The sequence below is a fragment of the Veronia pacifica genome, from assembly GCF_001707825.1.
Lineage (GTDB): Bacteria > Pseudomonadota > Gammaproteobacteria > Enterobacterales > Vibrionaceae > Veronia > Veronia pacifica.
The window spans coordinates 43,560-65,643 of record NZ_LYBM01000018.1; the positions used below are offsets into that span (position 1 = coordinate 43,560).

At 47.1% G+C, this 22,084-nt stretch carries 22 protein-coding genes; 6 read left to right on the plus strand and 16 right to left on the minus strand.

Annotated features, from left to right (window positions below):
• Window positions 1-12 precede the first annotated feature (12 nt).
• A complete protein-coding gene (glsB, locus tag A8L45_RS11220; protein WP_068902263.1) occupies window positions 13-933 on the plus strand; it encodes a glutaminase B in 921 nt (306 codons plus the stop codon).
• Between the two features lie 43 nt (window positions 934-976).
• Window positions 977-1,732, plus strand: coding sequence for a DUF2884 family protein (locus tag A8L45_RS11225; protein ID WP_068902265.1), 756 nt, complete (start codon window positions 977-979; stop codon window positions 1,730-1,732).
• Between the two features lie 21 nt (window positions 1,733-1,753).
• On the opposite strand, the gene A8L45_RS11230 is transcribed toward A8L45_RS11225, so the two are convergent.
• The 8 genes from A8L45_RS11230 to A8L45_RS11265 all read right to left on the minus strand — a co-directional run bounded on the left by A8L45_RS11230 (window position 1,754) and on the right by A8L45_RS11265 (window position 8,784).
• Window positions 1,754-3,781: a DUF3857 domain-containing protein gene (locus A8L45_RS11230; protein ID WP_083228307.1), complete on the minus strand. Its 2,028-nt coding sequence runs from the start codon at window positions 3,779-3,781 to the stop codon at window positions 1,754-1,756.
• A gap of 6 nt (window positions 3,782-3,787) precedes the next feature.
• Window positions 3,788-4,939, minus strand: a complete 1,152-nt coding sequence (hemW, locus tag A8L45_RS11235) for a radical SAM family heme chaperone HemW (RefSeq protein WP_068902268.1) — start codon at window positions 4,937-4,939, stop codon at window positions 3,788-3,790.
• Between the two features lie 5 nt (window positions 4,940-4,944).
• Complete coding sequence (locus A8L45_RS11240) at window positions 4,945-5,541, minus strand: XTP/dITP diphosphatase (protein WP_068902353.1); 597 nt, start codon at window positions 5,539-5,541, stop codon at window positions 4,945-4,947.
• A 106-nt stretch (window positions 5,542-5,647) separates the two neighbouring features.
• Complete coding sequence (locus A8L45_RS11245) at window positions 5,648-6,088, minus strand: DUF4426 domain-containing protein (RefSeq protein ID WP_068902355.1); 441 nt, start codon at window positions 6,086-6,088, stop codon at window positions 5,648-5,650.
• Between the two features lie 217 nt (window positions 6,089-6,305).
• Entirely contained in the window at window positions 6,306-6,599 is a 294-nt protein-coding gene (gene yggU, locus A8L45_RS11250) for a DUF167 family protein YggU (protein WP_417852017.1), read from the minus strand.
• Between the two features lie 17 nt (window positions 6,600-6,616).
• Window positions 6,617-7,168 (minus strand): YggT family protein, encoded by a 552-nt coding sequence (locus tag A8L45_RS11255; RefSeq protein ID WP_068902270.1) that lies wholly within the window; start codon window positions 7,166-7,168, stop codon window positions 6,617-6,619.
• A 9-nt stretch (window positions 7,169-7,177) separates the two neighbouring features.
• On the minus strand, window positions 7,178-7,996 hold the full coding sequence (gene proC, locus A8L45_RS11260; protein ID WP_068902272.1) for a pyrroline-5-carboxylate reductase: 819 nt from the start codon (window positions 7,994-7,996) through the stop codon (window positions 7,178-7,180).
• Between the two features lie 68 nt (window positions 7,997-8,064).
• Complete coding sequence (locus tag A8L45_RS11265) at window positions 8,065-8,784, minus strand: YggS family pyridoxal phosphate-dependent enzyme (RefSeq protein WP_068902274.1); 720 nt, start codon at window positions 8,782-8,784, stop codon at window positions 8,065-8,067.
• 26 nt (window positions 8,785-8,810) lie between these two features.
• On the opposite strand from A8L45_RS11265, the gene A8L45_RS11270 reads away from it, so the two are divergent.
• Together A8L45_RS11270 and A8L45_RS11275 are read left to right on the plus strand one after the other, a co-directional pair.
• The gene (locus tag A8L45_RS11270; protein WP_068902277.1) at window positions 8,811-9,845 is read left to right on the plus strand and encodes a type IV pilus twitching motility protein PilT; all 1,035 of its coding nucleotides are present in this window, start codon (window positions 8,811-8,813) and stop codon (window positions 9,843-9,845) included.
• On the plus strand, window positions 9,838-10,938 hold the full coding sequence (locus A8L45_RS11275) for a PilT/PilU family type 4a pilus ATPase (protein WP_068902278.1): 1,101 nt from the start codon (window positions 9,838-9,840) through the stop codon (window positions 10,936-10,938). Before A8L45_RS11270 ends, A8L45_RS11275 begins: the two co-directional genes overlap by 8 nt.
• 145 nt (window positions 10,939-11,083) lie before the next feature.
• Here A8L45_RS11275 and ruvX read toward each other — a convergent pair whose 3' ends face one another.
• From ruvX to A8L45_RS11315, 8 genes are all read right to left on the minus strand, one after another.
• Window positions 11,084-11,512, minus strand: a complete 429-nt coding sequence (ruvX, locus tag A8L45_RS11280) for a Holliday junction resolvase RuvX (protein WP_068902279.1) — start codon at window positions 11,510-11,512, stop codon at window positions 11,084-11,086.
• Window positions 11,509-12,072, minus strand: coding sequence for a YqgE/AlgH family protein (locus A8L45_RS11285; RefSeq protein WP_068902280.1), 564 nt, complete (start codon window positions 12,070-12,072; stop codon window positions 11,509-11,511). Before A8L45_RS11285 ends, ruvX begins: the two co-directional genes overlap by 4 nt.
• A gap of 103 nt (window positions 12,073-12,175) precedes the next feature.
• A complete protein-coding gene (gene gshB / locus A8L45_RS11290) occupies window positions 12,176-13,123 on the minus strand; it encodes a glutathione synthase (RefSeq protein ID WP_068902281.1) in 948 nt (315 codons plus the stop codon).
• Between the two features lie 13 nt (window positions 13,124-13,136).
• Entirely contained in the window at window positions 13,137-13,868 is a 732-nt protein-coding gene (gene rsmE, locus A8L45_RS11295) for a 16S rRNA (uracil(1498)-N(3))-methyltransferase (RefSeq protein WP_068902282.1), read from the minus strand.
• 87 nt (window positions 13,869-13,955) lie between these two features.
• Complete coding sequence (locus A8L45_RS11300) at window positions 13,956-14,663, minus strand: endonuclease (protein WP_068902283.1); 708 nt, start codon at window positions 14,661-14,663, stop codon at window positions 13,956-13,958.
• Between the two features lie 175 nt (window positions 14,664-14,838).
• Window positions 14,839-15,333, minus strand: coding sequence for a SprT family zinc-dependent metalloprotease (locus A8L45_RS11305; RefSeq protein ID WP_068902285.1), 495 nt, complete (start codon window positions 15,331-15,333; stop codon window positions 14,839-14,841).
• A gap of 100 nt (window positions 15,334-15,433) precedes the next feature.
• Window positions 15,434-16,588 carry a methionine adenosyltransferase gene (gene metK / locus A8L45_RS11310; protein ID WP_068902288.1) on the minus strand — a complete coding sequence of 385 codons (1,155 nt, stop codon included), beginning with the start codon at window positions 16,586-16,588 and terminating at the stop codon, window positions 15,434-15,436.
• Between the two features lie 419 nt (window positions 16,589-17,007).
• The gene (locus A8L45_RS11315) at window positions 17,008-19,428 is read right to left on the minus strand and encodes a hypothetical protein (RefSeq protein ID WP_175401974.1); all 2,421 of its coding nucleotides are present in this window, start codon (window positions 19,426-19,428) and stop codon (window positions 17,008-17,010) included.
• 404 nt (window positions 19,429-19,832) lie between these two features.
• Between A8L45_RS11315 and epd the strand changes: the two genes are divergently transcribed.
• Both epd and A8L45_RS11325 read left to right on the plus strand, forming a co-directional pair.
• A complete protein-coding gene (epd, locus tag A8L45_RS11320; protein WP_068902292.1) occupies window positions 19,833-20,846 on the plus strand; it encodes an erythrose-4-phosphate dehydrogenase in 1,014 nt (337 codons plus the stop codon).
• A gap of 74 nt (window positions 20,847-20,920) precedes the next feature.
• Window positions 20,921-22,084 (plus strand): phosphoglycerate kinase, encoded by a 1,164-nt coding sequence (locus A8L45_RS11325; RefSeq protein WP_068902295.1) that lies wholly within the window; start codon window positions 20,921-20,923, stop codon window positions 22,082-22,084.

A 22,084-nucleotide genomic window follows, 5' to 3' on the forward strand; every position in this document is an offset into this window, starting at 1 on the left:
CCGGAGAACATAATGAAGCCAAGCCCGGAATTATTAAACGACGTACTGGACGAAGTCCGGCCCCTGATTGGGCAAGGGCGAGTGGCCAGCTATATTCCTGCTTTGGAAGAAGTGCCTGCAGATAAGCTGGGTGTCGCGGTCTGCTACAACGATGGTGACATTATTACGGCTGGAGATGCTGATGAACCTTTCTCAATTCAGTCTATTTCTAAGGTACTCAGCCTTACTCTGGCGTTGCAGAACTACGGCCCGTTGGAGATCTGGGATCGGGTTGGAAAAGAGCCGTCGGGGCAAGCCTTTAATTCAATGATCCAGCTTGAGATGGAGCATGGTATCCCACGTAACCCATTCATCAATGCTGGTGCACTCGTCGTGTGTGATTTATTGCAAAGTCGATTGTCCGCACCTCGCCAGCGTATGCTTGAGTTCGTCCGTGATCTTTCAGCCAATCCTCATATCTACTACGACAAAACAGTGGCAAAGTCTGAAATGGATCATAGTGATCGCAATGCTGCTATCGCTTATCTGATGCGCTCATTTGGCAATTTCAGCAATGAGGTAATGCCAGTTTTGCAGACATATTTCCATTATTGTGCGCTGCGTATGAGCTGTGTTGACTTGGCAAAAGCTTTTAACTATCTGGCAAATAAAGGGCTTTCTTTGGGCGCAGAAAAAACCATAGTGAGCCACACTCAAAGTAAGCAAGTGAATGCATTACTAGCCACTTGTGGTTTGTACGATGGTGCAGGTGAATTCGCTTACCGGGTTGGCATGCCAGGAAAATCTGGCGTCGGGGGCGGCATCGTAGCGGTGGTACCGGGAGAAATGTCTATCGCAGTCTGGTCTCCAGAACTGGACCCTTCCGGTAACTCGCTAGCTGGCACGGCAGCATTAGAACTGCTGGCTGAGCGCATCGGTCGTTCCATTTTTTAGGGAGTGCATAAGAAAGCTCCCTTTTGTGAAAGGAGAGCTTACGATGAATCTACGGATCTTATGTCTTCTGGGAATGGTTTTTCCCGCGATGGTGTCGGCAACAGACGTCAGCCAATGCCAACCTACCCTTCACAGTGATATTGCCTTGAAAGATGGCAATATCATTGGCAACAGCGAGCATGGCGAGTTCAGTATTGCTGAGGACGGTGCGCTGTTTTTCGCTGTGCATCCGGTCAAACTTACCCAAGCCCAAAAAACCTCACTGAAAATTTACAGCCAGACTGTCAGAGATGATTTGCCTTATATGGGGCAGGGGCTGATGGATGAAATTCAGACTTCATGGTTAGCCTTGGACGAAGTACTGGAAAATCAGCTCGGTAAGCGCAGTATTCTGAGAAATGAGCTTGGTCATTATCATATCTACCTGCAGAAAAGCTTCTACGGTGCGATTTATGATAAAGACAAAACAATCAAGGTTGATCACCGCCGCTTAAACTATGCCATGAAAGAAATGGGCATGACCTTGCCACAATTTATCACCACAATTCCGCGCCGGGGATTGATGGATTTTCAGCGCACCACTAAAACCACTGCGCCTGAAAAGCTGATGAGAATATCTGACGATATCGCCGTGCTGCAGTCAAAACTCAGGATGACCATCAACGATGAAAAAAGTCGGTCAGCCAGTTTTATTCAGGATGTCTGCGCACGACTGTCTGTCTGGCAGCGGCAGGAGGAGAAAATCCAGTCACTGATCCCTGCGTTATCCAGTTGGAAAACAGTAACAGTTAACTGGTAGTAATCAGTTAACGAGTAATGGTTAGTTAACCGGATAAACGAACTCATATTCACTGCTCTCCCAAGCCAGTTTAACTTGCTTTATATAATTGTTGAGCTGGCCTGGGGCGACATGCCTTGCTTTCGAGCGGTATGAGTAATCAGCTTCAATAAATATCTTGCCCGGTACTTTGTTTTTCACGTCATCCATCGATTGAAGTATGCTGTGATACTCAAAGAAAGGATTGTTTAACGTATGTTCTATCGGTTTCACTTCCCAGTCGTCAGGTAGGCTCAGCTGTATTTTCTGCAGGACTTTACCGTCGTGCCCGTAGCGGAAAGGTGTTTTACGCGATGAGCTGCGGGGCGTGATAAGAAAATCATCAACAATGTCTCCAGCCACCATAAAGTGATAGAGATTATCTTTCACCTGCCACAGATCTTTAATGATGTAAGATTCTTTAATTTCTATCAGGTTAGCATTGGTATCGTCTGCGATAGTCAGTGGTGACAGCACCGCCAACTCTTTAAAGTGGCGCGCATAATATTTTTCGTAGTGATCACTGAGCGTGATTTCTGAGGTTGAACTCAGGTACTTCCGCCATCTCTCGGCTTCACGGCCTTTGAGCTGTGTTGTGACTGAGAGGTAACTGTCTCGGTCTGCACGATTCACGATAAAATTCTGGATGACTTGATGAGGAATGTCGGGGCGCAGGATTGGCACTGTCTCTAAATTATTTATTCCCGGCTCCAATACCAGCGCGAGGACATGGTCCGACATGGCCATCGTATCGAGTTTTGAGCCCTGATGAGTGTAGGTTGGGTCAATCCACCACGTCTTCCCCTGATGCTCCAGCTTAACAATCACATGATCAAAGCTGGATGGAGAGACGGGTCTCAGTCTTACTGTTCCTTTCCAGTGTTCACTGACGAGAGCCGGGGTGGCTTTCGCTCCCAGTTGACGGAGCAGGGCGACCATAAGCAGCGCTTTTTCCTTATTATCACCAAAACCTTGATGGATAACTTCATCGGGTGCGGATGGTGAATGTGAATCAAGCTTATGTTGCTGTCCGAGATGGCTGACTTTGTTTTGTGCGTAGTGAATGGCCTCGACTAACTGAGCTTCGGGATCTTCTGCTTTTCTGCCCTTGATATCTGCTGCAATGGCTGCGGAGGACCTGTCATCATTGAAGGTGTAAAGTGGCAGTGCCCAGTCAACAATATCCTGCCAGGTTTGAAAGTTAGTCACGTGTAGATAGGGGTAAGGGTCATACCACGCCGGTTGTTCACTCTCGTGATAGTCATAATGTCCGTCGAGTTCGACATAACTGTATTCGATCAATCCTTCACTGGTCAGGATATTCAGCTTTCCTTTCGCCTTTTGCTGAGGGTTACTGACCAGAATATTGCTGGTATCAGGCATTAAGATCCTGCTTCGACTTTCTGCAACCTTGGCGTTCCAACCCACGCTAATGTGGCGATCGAAGTAGTTTCCATAAACAGGATTGTTACCTGTGATTGTGTAGCTGTAATCAATAATATCTCCCGGCCTGATGTCTTTCAGCGCAATATCTATTCGCTTTTTGTTTGAGTAGAGATGAGAGCGTCTGTCGTGAACAACGGTGGCGACAACAATGCTTGCGCTGTCAGGCAGTACCCTTTCTACGCCATCTCTGAACACCGATAGGCTGTGAATTTCGACGTGCTGATAGTCAGGAACATGTTCGATAGAAATCTTCGAAGAGGTAGCGGCTCCCTTGAGTGACAGCGCTTTGACGACGACCCTTTTATAGGAGGTGGGCGATGGTCCGGTAAGATTGAGCTGCTTGTCTACCAGCAAGTATTGCTGATCACCTTTATCAGGAATGGGTTTGTCTGGAAGGGAATGAGTAACGGCTACCCATTCAGGGAGGGGTGAAAATATTGGCGTTTCAGATGCAGACTGAAATGAGGTCAGCACCAATAATGCCGCAAGCAAGCGGACGAAAAACATAGCGCAGCAATCCTTCGCTAGGTCGCACAGTATGTCTTTGAGCTGGCGACAGAAATATTCTGTTACTGACGCCAGCATCTGGCCTCAGTCCGACATAAATGTACCCAGCAGGTCGTTGAGGAATAAACGCCCTTTTTCCGTGACCTGCCAGCAGTCGCCCGTATCCCTGAGATAACCTTGTGAAATGGCGTCATTGACGGGCTGTTCAATCGCACTCAATGACAATCCGGTACGTTCGGTGAACTCAGCTTTCGGGCAGGCCTCTACCAATCTTAAACGGTTCATAAAGAACTCGAACGGCAGCTCCTCACTACTTACTCTACGTGAATCAGCGAGGTACGCTTTATCAGGATCGAGAAATCCGCGCGGATGTTTCACCTTGACGGTGCGGGTAATATTTCCCTTGTTGTCTGTCACTTTGCCATGTGCGCCACAGCCTATGCCGAGGTAGTCGCCGAAGCGCCAATAGTTCAGGTTATGCTGACACTGAAAACCGGGTTTGCTGTAACCAGAGGTTTCATATTGCACATAGCCTGCTTCTCTCAATAACTCGTGACCCTGTTCAAATATGTCCCAGAGGTCGTCATCATCGGGTAAGACTGGCGGTTTCGAATAGTATTGCGTATTTGGCTCGATAGTCAGTTGATACCAAGACAGGTGTGGTGGCGACAAGTCAATTGCTTGTTTGAGATCACTGAGAGCCCCGGCCAATGACTGGTCTGGTAAGCCATGCATCAAATCCAGATTAAAGCTGTTGAGACCCGCATCATGAGCCAGCAGTGCGGCTCTGTTCGCCTCTTTCGGACCGTGAATACGGCCAAGCTTCGTTAGCTTAGCGGCATCAAAGCTTTGCACACCGATTGAAATTCGGTTTACCCCCACATCGCGATAAGCCAAAAATTTATCAGCCTCTACGGTTCCGGGGTTGGCTTCCATCGTGATCTCAATATTGTCTGAGAAGGGCAGTTGCGCCTCAATGCCTGCCAGTAAACGGCCAATTTCATCTGGCGACATGAGGCTCGGTGTACCGCCACCGATGAAAATAGAGTGCAGGGGGCGCGATCCTGCCTCAGGGAATTGAGATAAATCCTGTGACAGGTCGTCTAGAAGTGCATCAATGTAATCCTGTTCCGGAACCTCTCCCTTCAGTGTATGGGAGTTAAAATCGCAGTAAGGGCACTTCTGCACACACCAGGGAATGTGAACGTAAAGACTCAGTGGGATAACAGCTGACATACTCTTTATCCAGCCACCTTCATGGCTGCAAACAGCTTTTTCAGCGCCTGACCACGGTGAGAGATTTGTTTTTTCTCTGACGGATCAACGTTAGCTAACGAACAGTTGTGCGAATCTAGCCAGAAAACAGGGTCGTAACCAAAACCATGACTACCTGACGCCTCACGGGCAATACTGCCTTCAAACGTGCCATGGCAAATCACGGGTGTCGGATCATCAGCATGACGCATATATACCAGCACACAGTGGAATCTTGCGGTGCGCTCGCCGTCTGGGGCGTCTTTCATTTCAGTAAGTAGCTTTTCAAGGTTTTGCTGATCGCTCTTACCTTCACCTGCATAGCGAGCGCTATACACACCGGGTGCGCCTTGCAGAAAATCAACTTCCAGACCCGAATCATCAGCGATGGCTGGTAGGCCTGTTTCCTTTGCAGCGTGTCTGGCTTTGATAATGGCATTTTCAACGAATGTAGTACCGGTTTCCGCGACATCAGAAACAGAGAACTCGCTCTGTGCTACGATATCCAGACCAAACTCGGCCAGCATATCCGCCATTTCTCTCACTTTTCCCGGGTTACCAGTTGCCAGAACCACTTTGCTCATCTTCTGTTCCTCTGTGTTTTTCGTTGGCCAATAAAAAAGCGGCCGATAATTGGCCGCTATCATACTAGATTGCCGATCATAGTCACGTTTGATGGACTCTGACACGTCATCCATCGGTGTAAAACTTTTGCTTGAAGCGCAATTTACCGCTGCTTTTTCCCGATGAATTTACATTAATTTCAAAGTTATAGGTTTCTTCGTTGGCGTAGCCGACTTCAGCCAGATAATAGATGGCGTCCCCCTCTACGACTTCACGGAAGAGCAGCTTTTTGGTGGTGCCAAGAAGATTTTTTGCCGTGCCTTCAACAAAAGAGTTGACCGCAGGCTTGCCCGGGCTGCTCTTGTCGAGAACCGAAATATTAATGACTGCGTTGTATCGGCTGCGTTGGATACCGTAATGTTTTGCCACGGCAGCAGGAATAAAGGTTGAAGGAAAGGCCGAGTAGTGGACTTCCAGCGAGCCAATATCCTTCGATTGTCCAGCGGACACGGCCGTGGTAACAAACAGGGCGGCAGCCGACAGTAAGGTGAGAACAAAACGTATCATTTTCGCGTCCTTGGCAATGTTTATAATCGTTATTACGAGTAACAACAGTGAAGCAGATCGTTTTGACAGCAGGTCCATCTGCAACAAAAAAGGGCGCTGATGCGCCCTTATCGTTTTAAATTACTCGATCATTATTTAGCCAGCCTTTTGATGTCGAGTAAATAAAGACTGACCGTCAAAGCAGAATAATTGACGAAACATTGAAATATTGAGACGTCTAACACTCAAGCAGTTTCTCAACATGCTCCGGTAACAACTGGGGCTGAACAATACGCACCTGTTTGTGTCGCCCCAGTTCGCCTTTTTCTATGATGACCTTACCTTTGGCAACACCGAACTGTTTAGCCAGCCATTTTACAATGTGGGCATTCGCTTTTCCGTCAACAGGAGGTGCTGTAATGGCAAGTTTTAACTCACTGCCATGCTGCCCCATCCATTGATCTCTGCTTGCTTTGGGTTGTACATAAAGCTTCAGCAGAAGTTGACTGTTTTCCATGCGCAACGGGCTGATTGTGTCGCCAGTGGGTATCACAGAAATCTCCAGAGCGGAATAAGATCGCCCATCAGGTAGTTAAGAAACTGAAGACCAATGAAGATAACCAGCACACTCAGGTCGATTCCACCCATTGCAGGAATGATTCTGCGTACTGGCGCGACAACAGGCTCGGTCAGCTGAATCATGACGTACTCAATGGGGCTTTGTCCTTGACTGACCCAGCTCATGATTGCTCTGATGATCAGAACGTATAGAAACAGGGTGCCCGCCTCTTTTACCAATGAGATCAAGCCGATAAGAAGTAACTCAGGGCTGAAAATTGTCTGTCCATTTGAAACGGCCGCTAACGCGACAAATTTCAGAATGATCAGTACGTAGGCAAACGACAAGGTTGCCATATCAAGATTGCCCAGTGATGGAATGATGCGGCGAAGTGGCGCGACCACAGGTTGAGTGGCTTTCACTACAAACTGGGAGAAAGGGTTATAAAAATCAGCACGTGCCCATTGTAACCAGACCCGCAATAAGACGACCATCAAGTAGAGGCCAAAAAGTGTTTCAATTAAGAAAGTCAGTGAATTCATAGAATAACCCTAAAATAATGATTCCATTTCCCTGGCACGGTTTACCGCAGCTTTCATCGCTGTGGCGACCGTTTCGGAAAGTTGTTTGTCGTTAAATACTTTTATCGCCTCGGCGGTCGTGCCGCCTTTCGAGGTCACTTGTTCCCTTAAGGTTGCCAGTGTTGTTCCGGGGTTGGCAACCACCATTTTTGCCGCGCCCAAGGCAGACTGCTGAACCAGCTCGCGTGCGGTCTGAGGTTCAAATCCCATTCTGCGGGCTTCTGCTTCCATGGCTTCCATAAACAAAAAGAAATACGCTGGTGCGCTACCTGCTGCGGCAATCACACCGTTAATGTCTTCTTCCTTCTCTACCCAGCAGGTTTTACCTGTCGCGGACAGTAACTCAGCGGCATAAGTCCGGTCGCAATCAGATATATTATCTGGTGCGAATAGTCCCGTCATTCCCTCACTGACCAGAGCTGGCGTATTCGGCATAGTTCTGATTAAGCTCAGGCTTTGTCCGGCCATTTCATTAAGCCTCGAAATGGTGATACCAGCAGCAATGGATATGACGAGCTTGCCGTCAAAACTGACATTGCCGACTGAAGCGAGGAGAGCTTCCATCCCCTGTGGTTTGACCCCCAAGACAACAACATCCGCTTTATCAATAGAGGTTGTAACGTCTGAATTGGCATCAATATCAAATGCCTCAATCAGCGCTGAATTCTTTTCATCTGTGCGGTTGGTGGCAATGATTTTGTGTTTGGGATAACCGGACTGCAACAGACCGGAGATGATCGAGCGGGCCATATTCCCGGCCCCGATAAAGGCAATGACACGATGTTCCATCAATAAAGAATCCTTTAGTGAGCGGCTTTTTTATCCGCCGCAACATGACACTGGGTCTGGTATTCGTTTCAGTTTTTAGTGTCGCTATTTTTGTTACTGTAATCTCTGGCACCAAAAATTGCAGTGCCTATTCTCACCATGGTGCTGCCGGAGGCAATCGCCGCATCCAGATCGCCACTCATTCCCATCGACAGCGTATCGAAGCTGTCGCGTGAGGAACGCATTTTGTTAAACAGGGCTGAAAGCGGGGCAAACGCCTCCATTTGCCGCTGATAATCTGATTCTGGTTGTGGGATACACATCAACCCCCTGAGTATGAGACCAGACAAGGAATCAATTTGTTCAGCGAGAGCTTCAACTTCTTCAAGACTGACGCCTGCCTTACTTGCCTCACCACTGGTATTTACCTGAATCAGAACCTGTAGGGGGGGCATGGTGTCTGGGCGTTGATCGCTCAGGCGTTTGGCAATTTTAAGTCGATCAATGGTGTGAACCCAGCCGAAGTGTTCTGCAATAAGGCGCGATTTATTCGACTGAATTGGGCCAATGAAATGCCAGTCAAGTGTCAGTTCTTTTGTATTGAAATACTGAACTTTCTCAACACCCTCTTGGACATAGTTTTCACCAAAGCAGCGGTGGCCTGCCTCTACGGCCTGCTCAATATCGCTGGCGGGTTTGGTCTTACTGACCGCCATCAGAGTAATTGTTTGTTCATCTCTCCCGCATTTTCGTGCGGCAACGTTAATTTGGTCAGTGACCTGCAACAGGTTTTGTTTGATACTACACATGTTTGTTTCTGCGAGGAAAAAAGTTAATGGACATTACGGAGTTACTGGACTTTAGTGTAAAGCATAATGCATCAGATCTACATCTTTCAGCTGGGATTCCTCCCATGGTACGTGTGGATGGTGATGTCCGTAAACTCAGCCTGCCATCTCTGGACAATAATCAGGTACAGAGACTCATCTTTGATATTATGAATGATGCGCAGCAACGCGAGTTTGAACAAAACCTTGAAGTGGATTTCTCTTTCGATATGGCTGCGGTAGGCCGTTTCCGTGTCAATGCATTCCACCAAAGCCGTGGCTGTGCGGCTGTGTTCCGGACCATCCCTTCCGAAGTGCCGACGCTGGAATCAATCGGTGCGCCTGCGGCTTTCGAGCGGTTTGTTAATTTACAGAATGGACTGGTACTGGTCACCGGGCCAACAGGCTCGGGAAAATCAACCACACTGGCAGCCATGCTGGATCGTATTAACAGCGAACAACACCGGCATGTATTGACGATTGAAGATCCGATTGAATTCGTTCACGCCCAGAAAAAATGTCTGATCAACCAACGTGAGGTGCATAAAGACACGCGCTCTTTTAGCGCTGCACTTCGTTCTGCCCTTCGCGAGGACCCTGATGTGATTCTGGTCGGCGAGCTGCGCGATAAAGAAACCATCAGTCTGGCATTGACGGCCGCTGAGACTGGACATTTGGTGTTTGGCACCTTGCACACATCAAGTGCTGCAAAAACCATAGACCGCATTATTGATGTGTTCCCGGGGAATGATAAGTCGATGGTGCGCTCGATGTTATCTGAGTCTCTCCGGACTGTTATTTCACAAAAGCTGGTGAAGCGTGTCGGTGGGGGACGGGTTGCCGCTCACGAGATCATGGTTGCCACACCTGCGGTGCGTAACCTGATTCGGGAGGACAAGGTCGCACAGATGTACTCAATGATTCAGACCGGTGCCTCGCAGGGAATGCAAACAATGGATCAGGCCATGCGTGCCCTATTGGCGCAGGGGGCGATTGATATGGATGAAATGCAGCGTTATCAGGACATGTCACAGCATGCTTGATAGGTTACTGGATGAAATTAACAACCGATACGCATCCGACTGCTATTTAACCGTTGGTGCCTCCGCCATGTTGCGGGTTGATGGTCAACTGACTGCTTTTGGTCCACAAATGCATATTGATAACGTCAGCATGTTGCTCCGCGAGTGTATGGATGATGTGCAATGGCAAACCTTTAACCAGGAAAAAGAAGCCAATTTCGCCTTGGTTAATGAGAAAGGACGCTTCCGCGTCAGTGCCTTCTGGCAACGTGACATGCCCGGTGCGGTGATCCGTCGCATTCAGACCGAGATCCCCGAAATGTCGTCACTGGGCCTGCCAGATGTAATGAAAGATCTGGCTATTGCCAAGCGGGGACTGGTGTTGATTGTCGGCGGCACCGGTTCAGGTAAATCAACCTCTATGGCGGCGATGGTCGGCTTTCGAAACCGAAGGATGAGTGGTCACATTCTTACTGTCGAAGATCCGATTGAATTTGTTCACCCTCATCAATCCTGCATTGTGACTCAACGTGAAGTGGGTATTGATACGGAAAACTACGAGGTTGCCCTAAAAAATTCGCTGCGTCAGGCACCGGATATGATCATGATTGGTGAGATTCGGACCCCGGAAACCATGGAATATGCCATGCAGTTTGCTGAGACCGGACATTTGTGTATTGCAACACTGCATGCCAACAATGCCAATCAGGCTCTGGAACGAATATTACATTTGGTGGCGAAAGAGCGACGCGAACAGTTTTTGTTTGATTTATCGATGAACCTTAGAGGGATTTTGGCTCAACAACTGATTCCTGATGTCAGTGGAACAGGGCGACATGGTGTATTTGAATGCCTGATTAATACCTCAAGCGTGTCTGACCTGATTCGCAGGGGAGAATTACATGAGCTGAAAAGTGCTATTTCCCGGGGACAGACCTCAGGGATGTGCAGTTTTGACCAGTCGCTGTTTGTACTCCTCAATCAGGGTAAGATAACTGAGCAGGACGCTCTTCACCATGCTGATTCACAGAATGAACTGAAGCTGATGATCAAGATGAGCAGTGACTCTGCTGTGTCTAATCCGGTTAAAAAAATAAGCATAGATATGGGGTGATCCCCATCAAAGGCGTCGTTATGGATAAAGCCTTTATAAACCAATCAGTTTTAAACCAAGCTGGTTTGACGATATCTATCCTTTAGAACGAACAATAACAAGAAAAGGCAGCGGAGAGCTGCCTTTTTCATCTGATGCTAAGTCATTACTGATACTGATTTTCAAACCAGCTCTCAACAATTATTACCGCTGACTGGCTATCTATTTTACCTTTACCCAGCGCCTTGTAACCACCTTGCTCGAACAGTGATGAGCGGGCTTCCGTGGTCGTCAGTCTCTCATCGTGCAGTTCAACTTTACAGCCGAAACGGCCATTCAGTCGGTTAGCAAACTTTCGAGCCCTCGGTGTTATAGCGTCAAGCTCTCCACCGTGCAGGTCAAGCGGCAGACCAACAACGACGAGATCCGGTTGCCACTCTTTCAAAATCGATTCAATGGCATCCCAGCTTGGGATACCGTCGCGGGCTTTCAATGCTTTTAGAGGTTGTGCAGTGCCAGTGATTGCCTGACCAATAGCGACGCCAATGCTCTTGGTTCCATAATCGAAACCAAGCACAGTTTGGGTATTACTCATGCGTGTCCTATTTCTGAAGACAGATTTGCGGCAGAAATACCAAGGTGAGACAAGGCTTTCTCCCAGCGTTCATTAATTGGGGTATCGAAGATTACGATGGGGTCAGCTTCTATGGTTAACCAGCTGTTTTCCGCCAGTTCTTGCTCAAGTTGTCCTGCATCCCAGCCAGCATAGCCGAGTGCAACGACAAACTGCTCTGGCTGTTCGCTGGTGCCGAGTAGACTCAGAATATCTTTCGACGTCGTCACAGTCAGTTCTTCTGACAAAATCACGCTGGAACCGAATTCCTGCTTAGGCTTGTGAAGCACAAAACCTCTGTCTTCGGAGACGGGGCCTCCGAACAATACTGGCTGATCAAGACTTATTGGGTTGACCACTGTCAGGTCCCGTTCAATCTCAATCTGGTCGAGCATGCTGGCAACAGAAATATTGATTGGCTGGTTGATCACCAATCCCATCGCGCCCTCATCGTTGTGTTCGCACATGTACACAACACTATGATCGAAGCGACTATCCGTCATGCTTGGCATGGCGACTAAAAAATGGTTTTTTAGATTCATAGCACCTTTCAACTGGGTGTGCTTACATTAAGTATGATCGGAAAGCACCAGAAAGTCATATTGAGGCAACTCACCGTTGCCTCTGTAAGCAAGTAACTGACCGTTATTGATTTATATGGCGCTCAACAGCATCCATCAATTTTCCGGTGATGGAGATATCAAATGCAGCCTCAATTTCACGGATACAGGTTGGACTGGTTACGTTAATTTCGGTCAGTTTATCACCAATCACATCCAAACCGACAAATATCAGCCCTTTTTCTTTGAGGGCAGGAGCAACTTTACGGGCAATTTCCCAGTCTGTGTCACTCAGAGGACGTGCCTCACCGCGACCACCTGCTGCCAGATTACCTCGGGTCTCCCCTTTAGCAGGGATACGAGCCAGACAATATGGCATAGGCTCACCATCAACAACCAAGATACGTTTGTCGCCATTGCTGATGTCCGGCACAAACGTTTGTGCCATGCAGTAGTTATTCCCAAGATTTGTCAGGGTTTCAATGATCACTGACAGGTTAGGATCGCCTTGTTTAACCCGGAAGATTGATGAACCGCCCATGCCGTCGAGAGGCTTAAGGATCACGTCACCGTGTTTTTCCTGAAACGCTTTGATTTGTTCAGCTCGGCGTGTCACTAACGTGGTTGGAGTCAGCTCTGGGAACCAAGCGGTAAACAGTTTTTCATTACAGTCACGCAGGCTTTGTGGCTTATTAACAATAAGGCTGCCCGCCTCTTCCGCACGCTCCAGAATATAAGTGGCGTAGATATACTCGGTATCAAACGGGGGATCTTTTCGCATGAAAACAGCATCGAGATCAGACAAGGCGATGTCCTGTTCACTGACGACCTCGAACCATTTCTGAGGGTTTTCCTCAACGGTAACGACTTTCGTTTTGGCGAGTGGTTTACCTTGTTCGAGAGAAAGATCCTGCATCTGCATATAGTGGATTTCCCAGCCACGACTCTGCGCCTCAAGCATCATTGCAAAGGTGGAATCTTTTTTAATATTGATAGACTCAATAGGGTCCATCACTATGCCCAGTTTGATCATTCTTTTTTCCTTGTTAACCGAGGTCGCCGAAGCGAACCTGAAGCGCCGTAATGGCTGTCAGTGCAGCGGTTTCTGTTCTTAAAACTCTTGGACCCAGCAGGGTTTCTTCAAATCCCCACTCCCGTGTGCTGTCAATTTCTTCTGCCGAAAGACCACCCTCAGGTCCGACTAAGAGCCTGACCCGAGAAACAGGCTCAGGAAGCGTATTAATTGAGTATTTCGCTCTAGGATGAAGATTGAGACTCAAGCCTTCAAATTCAACCCTACACCACTGTTCCAGTGACATGACAGGTTTGATTTCAGGAACACTATTCCGACCACACTGTTCGCAGGCTGAAATCGCAATTTTTTGCCATTGCTGTAGCTTCTTTTCAAAACGTTCAGCGTTCAGTTTTACCCCACATCGCTCTGATATGAGTGGCGTAATGGTATTTACCCCGAGCTCAACGGCTTTCTGGATGGTAAATTCCATTTTGTCACCGCGACTGATCACTTGTCCAAGGTGGAGATACAGTGGCGATTCAGTGCTGCGCTCAACCCTGTCCTCCACATTGACGGCGACGGATTTTTTGGTGACTGAGGCAATAGTGGCTGGGAACTCAGCATCGCTGCCATCGAACAGCAGAACTTGTTGCCCGGGTTGCATGCGCAGTACTCTGCCGACATGGTTGGCGGCTTCGTCACTCAGGGACACTTCACCACAAGAGGGCAGGAGGCTGGGATGAAAAATTCTAGGGATCCGCATGATAAACTCTGTTAGCAATCGCAAGCGCGACAGTGTATCACGCTGCCCAACGATGGGCATCAACGGGCAACGTGACAAAGCTGAAGCTTACAGCCCTTTGGATTGACAGGCTTCCAGAACAAAAGGATTGTGGTTTTTCTGGATAGCAGCAATCTTACGGTCTCTCTCACATTCCCATGCTGAAACGGGATGCGTTTTATCCCAGGCATTCATTAGCTGAGTCTGTGCTTTTGCCATTTTGAAGCCATATTCTTTTTGCATGTATTTATAAATGCGCGCAATGGCTCCACGGCTTTGTGCTGGAGGCTCAGCGACACGTTGCTTGAAGTTCACCTTGAACTGGCATTGACCATAAAATGCCCCGCTATCGCCATTCCACTGAGAGAAGCGAAAGTTTGAGCGGTCCCCATTTACTTCACCGATCGCGGGCACCAGATTGTGTAAATCAGCTTCCATCAGCCTAAAAGTCAGATCCTTTTTCGAGCAGACTTTCCTTCCTCCATCTTGCCAACACTGCCGCTGGTGGCCAAATTGCCAAGCAGGTACGACATGCTCCCACTCGATTCTGTCTGCCCTTTTTTGTTGTTTTCTAACGTTGTAGCCGCAAGCGTTTAAGTCGGGGTTTCCTTTTTTGCCCTGCCATTCAATGGGGCATCCACAGTAAAAGCTGATTGGATGTTGTTGGTAAATTTTAACTGCCAGCCGTTTTGCTTTTGAGAAGGACTGCGGCGGCTCAGCCGAAACAAATGAGGAGAAGAGTAAAGCCAAAATCAGAGCAATCTTGAGTCGGAACATAACAAACCTATGGTCACTGTGAGTGTGGAAAGAACATTGATTCTATTGACTTAATTATCACTGACAAATTAATCAATTTCTTTCTATTTCTGATACTGACCACAAAAAAAGACACTCACGGCTTGGTGAGGATCTCTGGAAAGGGGGAAATGGGAGAATTAAAAAAGGGAAAAGCTTATGACGTGCAGCTACCTGTCCATGTTAGGGGGTGTTGGCACCGGCGGCAGAAATACTGGGTTTGTTGGCGCTGCACTTTGTTGTGGCGGCGAATAGTCAAAGGTATTTCGTCACACTGACAGCGGTAGATAAAGTGTTTACCACTCACGGAACTGATATCAAAGGTGTGTGTTGTCTTGGCGGGAACCTTGAACACTTGTTGCATCATAGCCTGCCACTCTTTCCCATGCGGGCGGACTTTACCGAAGGCAGCATAGACCAGTAAATGAGCCACTTCATGTGGGACCACTTCTCGCAGAAATGCTTCTGGATTTTCTTTCAGAAGTATTGGATTGAATCTCAACTGCCAACGCTGAAGTAACGCCATGCCAGCTGTTTTCCCACGGATATCAAAACGAACGTCAGGCACAGGATGATGGGTATTCAGTGTTTCGTTGGCGATTGTTATGCATTCAGTGACCGCTCGTATCATGCGGTATTGAAGTTCGGTCATTTCGGCTCTGAGTTATTGCATCAGTTCGGGTGGAAGAAGAGTAGGGGAGAGAAAACAAAAAGGGAAGCCTGAGCTTCCCTTTATCCACAAATTAGACTGATTATCCAATCTGGGCGAAATCACGCAGGGCAGCAACCTTGTCGGTTTTTTCCCATGGGAATTCTTCACGGCCAAAGTGACCATACGCTGCTGTCTTTTTGTAAATAGGCTGAAGAAGATCAAGCATCTCTTGCAGACCATATGGACGTAGGTCAAAGTGCTGTCGAACCGCTTCAACAATTACTTCCTGTGAAACTTTCTCAGTACCGAAGGTTTCCACCATGATTGATGTTGGATCAGCAACACCGATTGCGTAAGAAAGCTGAATTTCACAACGGTCAGCCAGACCTGCCGCAACAATATTCTTCGCTACATAACGCGCGGCATATGCTGCTGAACGGTCAACTTTAGATGGATCTTTACCAGAGAATGCACCGCCACCGTGACGTGCGGCACCGCCGTATGTGTCAACGATGATCTTACGGCCAGTCAAGCCACAGTCACCCATAGGACCACCGATAACAAAACGACCGGTTGGGTTAATGAAGAAATTGGTCTCGCTGTTCAGCCACTCAGTTGGTAGCACAGGCTTAATGATCTCTTCCATCACAGCTTCACGTAAATCAGCGGTAGTCACGCTATCGCAGTGTTGTGTAGAGAGCACAACGGCATCAATACCGACAATTTTGCCTTGGTCGTATTGGAAAGTAACCTGAGATTTAGCATCTGGGCGCAGCCATGGCAGCGTACCGTTTTTACGGACTTCTGCCTGACGTTGTACCAGACGATGAGAATAAGTAATAGGTGCTGGCATGAACACCTCAGTCTCATTGGTCGCATAACCAAACATGATGCCCTGATCGCCCGCACCCTGCTCTTTAGGGTCGGCCTTATCAACGCCTTGGTTGATATCAGGAGACTGTTTGCCGATGGTGTTCAGTATGGCGCAAGAATCTGCGTCAAAACCCATGTCTGAGTGTACATAGCCGATTTCTCGTACTGTTTCACGAGTCAGTTCTTCGATATCCACCCATGCAGATGTGGTGATCTCACCGCCGACCATGACCATACCTGTTTTCACATAAGTCTCGCAGGCAACACGTGCTTTTGGATCCTGTTTTAGAATAGCGTCAAGAACGGCATCAGAAATTTGGTCTGCGATCTTGTCAGGATGTCCTTCTGATACAGACTCAGAGGTGAAGAGGTGTTTAGTCATATCTCAGGGCCTCAATAAAAAATTCGTTTCACTACTGATATATACGTTTAAATGTTCAGATGGATTACCATCTAGACGTCTATTCTACTGAGTATGGGTGCTAAATCAACCACTGAAAAGCGAGATTGCTAGAGAATTGGTATAAAAGTGTAACTTAAAATTTACAATACATTACGTAGTCTGTTGAACAAGATGAGACGAAAACGCACATGATATCCATGTGTTCGGTCCTCACTGCGCGCTATTTTCATGTTACATATCGCAGAGAAGATTATTGACGAACTCGACAAGCACGATTTAAGGGGGCCGCTGTGAGTAAAAATCGTCAGAAAAAGAGTGTTGAATTGCACAGGTATTCATTCTGAGAGGAAAAAAGGTGGCCTAGGCCACCTTGTCATTTGCTATTTAGAACTGATAAGTCAGTATTGATAAAAGGAGAGCCCCGGTGCTTGAGCATTGTCATCGATACGTGGCAATTGGTTCCACTTGTCGAAGTCCAGTTCGTCAATGACTTCGCCTTCGTTGCGGATGTCATCGATGATGACTTCATTGGAGCGATAACTATCATGCTTTACAGAGTAAACCAGTGTGAGGTTACGAACTCCCAGTTCAGCGTTTGACACACCGGTGTAAGTTTTTTTACTGCCATAAGTATCTTCCACTGTCAGATTCAATGAATATTGTTTGCCATCCCGTGCAAGTTTTATTGTCATCTTACTAACACCTTGGGCATCAAACTTTTCATTATCTGCCTGACTATCTTTATGATAGATGGAAGTCTCATCAGCCTCTTTATAAAAACCCAAAAATGGGGAATAAAAATTGGTTGCGCTGACATCCAAGTCGAATCGAGGTGCTGTAGATGATAGCAGAGAGAAAGTTTTCGTTTCTCCATCTGTCAAAGTGCCGTCGAACAGATGAATGGTTAATTTGCCATCAAAGGCTTTGACAGCGTTTCCTGTTGTCAAAGTGCTCTCGTCATGATCTGCATTCACCAACATTGGGCCTTGCTCTGGTCGGGTTTGCCAGTTAAAGGTTCTATCTTTATCGTCTGGTTGACCGGAAACAAGTTTAAAGCCGTCGCTGTCCTGTGCGTTACCATCGATGAACAATCTGTAATGGCTGGCGAAATCTAAACCTTGTAACTCTCCATTGTTATCTTGATTTAAGGCTGGGTAGATAACGTGAGCCATTCGGTTTAACCAAACCAACATAGGTTTTAGTTGTTCCCCGGTATCGGTGTTGGTGACGGAAATGTGATTTTCAACACTTTGTGGATCCATCCATTTATTGAATTCAATCGTGCTGCTGGAGAAATTACTGACAGGAGTGCTCACCTTAACCACTTTAGGGTTACCACCAGAATTTACTGGACGTTGGGGACGAATAATTTCCATATCGGCAATTGATATAGCATCATTTGATACTGATGCGGTGGTATTGATATCCAGAAAATCTGATTCAGGCTTGCCTTGGCTCAATGCGTTGACATCGATTGTACCGCTTACCATAGTAGAGTCAGCCTGATTAAACGCAGTGAAATAGAGGGTATCTCCTTTATATTTCCAGTTTTCAATGCTTAGGCGGTACTTCGTTGGCTCGCCACCAAAGAGAGCGATAGTTTCTTTATTGGTAAGATTGGCGACATTAATAGTGTCATAATTACCGTAGTTATTGTGATTACCTGTAGCTACATAGAACGCCCTTCCTTTGGCAATTTGTAGTGGCGTGGACCAGCGCCATGAAGAACTCAGATCTGGAGTTCTGACAACAGGAAGATCGGACTGTGGGAGGATGCTGTAAAGACCGCTATTCTCGGGGGAAATTGGGTCTAGCTTTAAGCTATACAGGTGACCATTATCGCCCATGATTAGACTACTAGCATTGTAACCAACGGTGATCTTAGTACGGTCTATACCGCCAGCAGCTTCCTTGCTTGGTTTAGCAAAGCTTAAAGAATTGGAATCTTGATAAATAACTGTATTACTGTCATCGACCGAGTAGGTGTTCAACCACGTATTTGAATCTAACAAAGGAATCGTACTGTTTTTAGTTGAATCAGGCAGCATATTCAGGCCGCTGTTATCTCGGTAAACTAGAGTGTTACTTTTGGTGACAATAAAACTTTGTATTGACTTACTGTCAACAGAAAGCTGCCGTATTTGGCCTGTTTTGCTGTCAACTCGGGTGATCACACCTTGAGTGCTGCTTCCGTTGATATCGTCTAGATCCTGAATCGACTTATACCCGTCTTCATCGACAACTTTAAATTTTTTACCGATGAAATAGACATTACCATCACCATCTATCTGTATTGGTTTGAAGCGACCATCATTGATTTCTTCGTTCCAGTTATACGGCTTTTCGGCAAAATATCCTTCAGCAAGGCAGCTGTGTGAATTATTCGCCGTGTTGACTTTAAAAATTGCACACTCTGTTGCGGCTATCAGGTCATTGCTTTCCCATAATGAGTCGTGTTCAACGGCAATGTAAATATATTTGCCATCTGGGCTGACCACGCTGTAGCTAAATTTACCCTTAAGGTTGTTAGCGAGAACAGGTGACAATTGCCCCTTCTCGTCCATCGCAAAGAGGTTGCTGCTATTTGAGCTGTTATACCCGGCATAGCCTGTGTTTTCTGCAGACTGCAGGGCGATAGCAGGTGCGTCTGGGTTTCCTTCCTTTAACGGATTTGCGTACGTTTGAGCATTCTTTGTGGTGGTAACTACGGCAATGGCGTTGCTGAGGTTAAATTTAACATCAGTAGGTGAAACGGCATTGTTAACTGATGAAGAGCTGTCGTCACCGCCGCATGCAGAGAGAAGTGTCGCTAACGACACTGCCAAAAGTGACTGTTTTAAATGATTATTTTGCATAATTTAACGCGAACGTTTCCTAAAGTTTTTCATGTGAAGTTGGGTTTTTGCCCTAATCGACAGGTTTCCTAAATCCTCCCTTTTTAGCTGAGAGTTGTGTTTAGGTAATCCCAAAAGAAAATACGGAGTGTTTCCTTATGAAGCGTCGAATTATGAGTTAATGACAGTGACTAAGACTGTCTCATCATAATTATATAGTTATCTATTTTGATATTCCCCGGTTGGTTGGTTGGATATTGTGCAATCAGCGGTTATCATCAACTAACTCACTGAAGTGCTGGGAGTGGCGTCACATTCTTAGTGCGCCTTTTCCATTCATGAGATAAACTAGCCGTCGCTTTTCATAACTATGTTGTGTGTATAGGGAAATGGCATTACGCATTGCAATTAACGGATTTGGCCGAATAGGTCGAAGCGTGCTCCGTGCATTGTACGAGAGCGAAAAAAAGGATCAGATTCAGGTTATCGCGATTAATGAGTTGGCGGAGCCTGAAGGCATGGCACACTTATTAAAGTACGACTCCTGCCATGGCCGATTTAAAGAAGAGGTCAGTTTTAGTCAGGAGCACCTCAATATCGGTGGCGATAAGGTGCGCATTTTGCACCAGCCGGATATCCATTTATTGCCATGGGCGGATCTGGATATTGATATCGTGCTGGAGTGCACAGGGGTATTTGGAGAACGAGAACATGGTCAGGCACATATTGATGCCGGCGCAAAAAAAGTTCTTTTCTCGCACCCGGGTGGCCATCACCTCGATAACACTGTCATCTTTGGTGTTAACCACGACTCCCTGAAACCTGAACATACCATAGTGTCTAACGGCTCATGCACCACCAACTGCATTGTGCCCGTTATTAAAGTGCTGGATGAGAAATTTGGCATTCAATCAGGCACCATCACCACGATCCACTCTTCCATGAATGATCAGCAAGTGATTGATGCTTATCATACTGATCTCAGACGAACCCGGGCGGCCAGCCAATCCATTATTCCGGTAGATACCAAGCTCCATCTCGGCATTGGCCGTATCTTTCCTGAGTTCGCTGAGAAGTTTGAAGCTATTTCTGTCCGCGTCCCCACCATAAACGTCACCGCGATGGATTTAAGTGTGACTGTTCATACTGACGTCGATGTTCATGACATAAATCAAGCCCTCAAAGAGGCTGCTCAGTGTACATTGACAGGTATTGTGGACTATACCGAAGCCCCCCTGGTTTCTAACGATTTTATTCATGATCCTCACAGCGCCATTGTTGATGGCTCGCAGACACGAGTCAGTAACCAACATCTGATAAAAATGTTGGTTTGGTGCGATAACGAGTGGGGGTTTGCTAATCGGATGCTGGATACCGCATTAGCGATGAAAGATTTTTCCTGAGGCTCTGCTTGGAGTCTCTTTGTGGGCCGACTTTTAAATGGATTCTTTTAAATTTGAGTTAAGAGAGAGCGAATATGTCTGTAATTAAAATGACTGATTTGGATCTGGCCGGTAAACGCGTGCTGATCCGTGCTGATCTGAATGTGCCAGTCAAAGAAGGTAAAGTAACGTCTGACGCACGTATTCTGGCTTCACTGCCAACGATTAAGCAGTGTCTTGAAGCTGGTGCGAAAGTAATGGTGACGTCTCATCTGGGCCGTCCAACTGAAGGCGAGTATGCAGAAGAGTTTTCTCTGCAACCTGTCGTTAATTATCTTAACGACGCTCTGGCATGTGATGTCAAACTGGCGAAAGAGTACCTAGACGGACTTGAGCTAAATGCCGGTGAGTTGGTTGTACTGGAAAACGTTCGCTTTAACAAAGGCGAAAAGAAAAACGACGAAGTTCTGTCAGAACAGTACGCAGCACTGTGTGATGTCTTTGTTATGGATGCGTTCGGTACTGCACACCGTGCGCAGGCATCAACTCATGGCGTTGGCATGCATGCGCCAGTAGCTTGCGCAGGCCCATTGTTGGCCGCAGAACTTGAAGCCTTAGGTCAGGCTTTGGACAACCCAGCCCGACCAATGGTGGCTATCGTTGGTGGTTCAAAAGTGTCAACGAAGCTGACCGTGCTGGAGTCACTGGCAAAAATTGCTGATCAGGTTGTTGTTGGTGGTGGTATCGCCAATACCTTCATCGCGGCAACAGGCCAAAATGTCGGTAAGTCACTGTATGAGGCCGACCTGGTTGAAACCGCAAATACTCTGATGTCGCAAACTGATGTGCCAGTAGCGACTGATGTCGTGTGTGCAAAAGAGTTTTCTGAGTCTGCAGAAGCGACAATTAAAGCGGCAGGTGATATCGCTGAAGACGATATGGTGCTGGATATCGGCCCTGATTCAGCACATCACTTGGCTGAAATCATTAAGAATGCCAAAACCATTTTGTGGAATGGCCCTGTTGGTGTCTTCGAAATTGAGCAATTTGGTAAAGGTACTGAAATTGTCTCTAAGGCAATTGCTGACTCTGAAGGCTTCTCTATTGCGGGTGGTGGCGACACGCTGGCAGCGATTGATAAGTACGGTATCAAAGAGCAGGTGTCTTATATCTCAACGGGTGGCGGTGCTTTCCTAGAGTTCGTTGAAGGTAAGAAGCTTCCAGCTGTTGAAATGCTTGAGCAGCGCGCCAACAGCTAA

Bases quoted from the DNA above. Each gene is read 5' to 3' on its own strand.
- epd (WP_068902292.1), top strand. From the start codon at position 19,833: ATGGCATTACGCATTGCAATTAACGGATTTGGCCGAATAGGTCGAAGC.
- A8L45_RS11325 (WP_068902295.1), top strand. From the start codon at position 20,921: ATGTCTGTAATTAAAATGACTGATTTGGATCTGGCCGGTAAACGCGTG.
- A8L45_RS11300 (WP_068902283.1), bottom strand. From the start codon at position 14,663: ATGTTCCGACTCAAGATTGCTCTGATTTTGGCTTTACTCTTCTCCTCA.
- glsB (WP_068902263.1), top strand. From the start codon at position 13: ATGAAGCCAAGCCCGGAATTATTAAACGACGTACTGGACGAAGTCCGG.
- ruvX (WP_068902279.1), bottom strand. From the start codon at position 11,512: ATGAGTAATACCCAAACTGTGCTTGGTTTCGATTATGGAACCAAGAGC.
- hemW (WP_068902268.1), bottom strand. From the start codon at position 4,939: ATGTCAGCTGTTATCCCACTGAGTCTTTACGTTCACATTCCCTGGTGT.
- metK (WP_068902288.1), bottom strand. From the start codon at position 16,588: ATGACTAAACACCTCTTCACCTCTGAGTCTGTATCAGAAGGACATCCT.
- A8L45_RS11230 (WP_083228307.1), bottom strand. From the start codon at position 3,781: ATGCTGGCGTCAGTAACAGAATATTTCTGTCGCCAGCTCAAAGACATA.
- A8L45_RS11305 (WP_068902285.1), bottom strand. From the start codon at position 15,333: ATGACCGAACTTCAATACCGCATGATACGAGCGGTCACTGAATGCATA.
- rsmE (WP_068902282.1), bottom strand. From the start codon at position 13,868: ATGCGGATCCCTAGAATTTTTCATCCCAGCCTCCTGCCCTCTTGTGGT.
- A8L45_RS11270 (WP_068902277.1), top strand. From the start codon at position 8,811: ATGGACATTACGGAGTTACTGGACTTTAGTGTAAAGCATAATGCATCA.
- A8L45_RS11240 (WP_068902353.1), bottom strand. From the start codon at position 5,541: ATGAGCAAAGTGGTTCTGGCAACTGGTAACCCGGGAAAAGTGAGAGAA.
- gshB (WP_068902281.1), bottom strand. From the start codon at position 13,123: ATGATCAAACTGGGCATAGTGATGGACCCTATTGAGTCTATCAATATT.
- A8L45_RS11225 (WP_068902265.1), top strand. From the start codon at position 977: ATGAATCTACGGATCTTATGTCTTCTGGGAATGGTTTTTCCCGCGATG.
- A8L45_RS11275 (WP_068902278.1), top strand. From the start codon at position 9,838: ATGCTTGATAGGTTACTGGATGAAATTAACAACCGATACGCATCCGAC.
- A8L45_RS11265 (WP_068902274.1), bottom strand. From the start codon at position 8,784: ATGTGTAGTATCAAACAAAACCTGTTGCAGGTCACTGACCAAATTAAC.
- A8L45_RS11285 (WP_068902280.1), bottom strand. From the start codon at position 12,072: ATGAATCTAAAAAACCATTTTTTAGTCGCCATGCCAAGCATGACGGAT.
- A8L45_RS11255 (WP_068902270.1), bottom strand. From the start codon at position 7,168: ATGAATTCACTGACTTTCTTAATTGAAACACTTTTTGGCCTCTACTTG.
- A8L45_RS11245 (WP_068902355.1), bottom strand. From the start codon at position 6,088: ATGATACGTTTTGTTCTCACCTTACTGTCGGCTGCCGCCCTGTTTGTT.
- proC (WP_068902272.1), bottom strand. From the start codon at position 7,996: ATGGAACATCGTGTCATTGCCTTTATCGGGGCCGGGAATATGGCCCGC.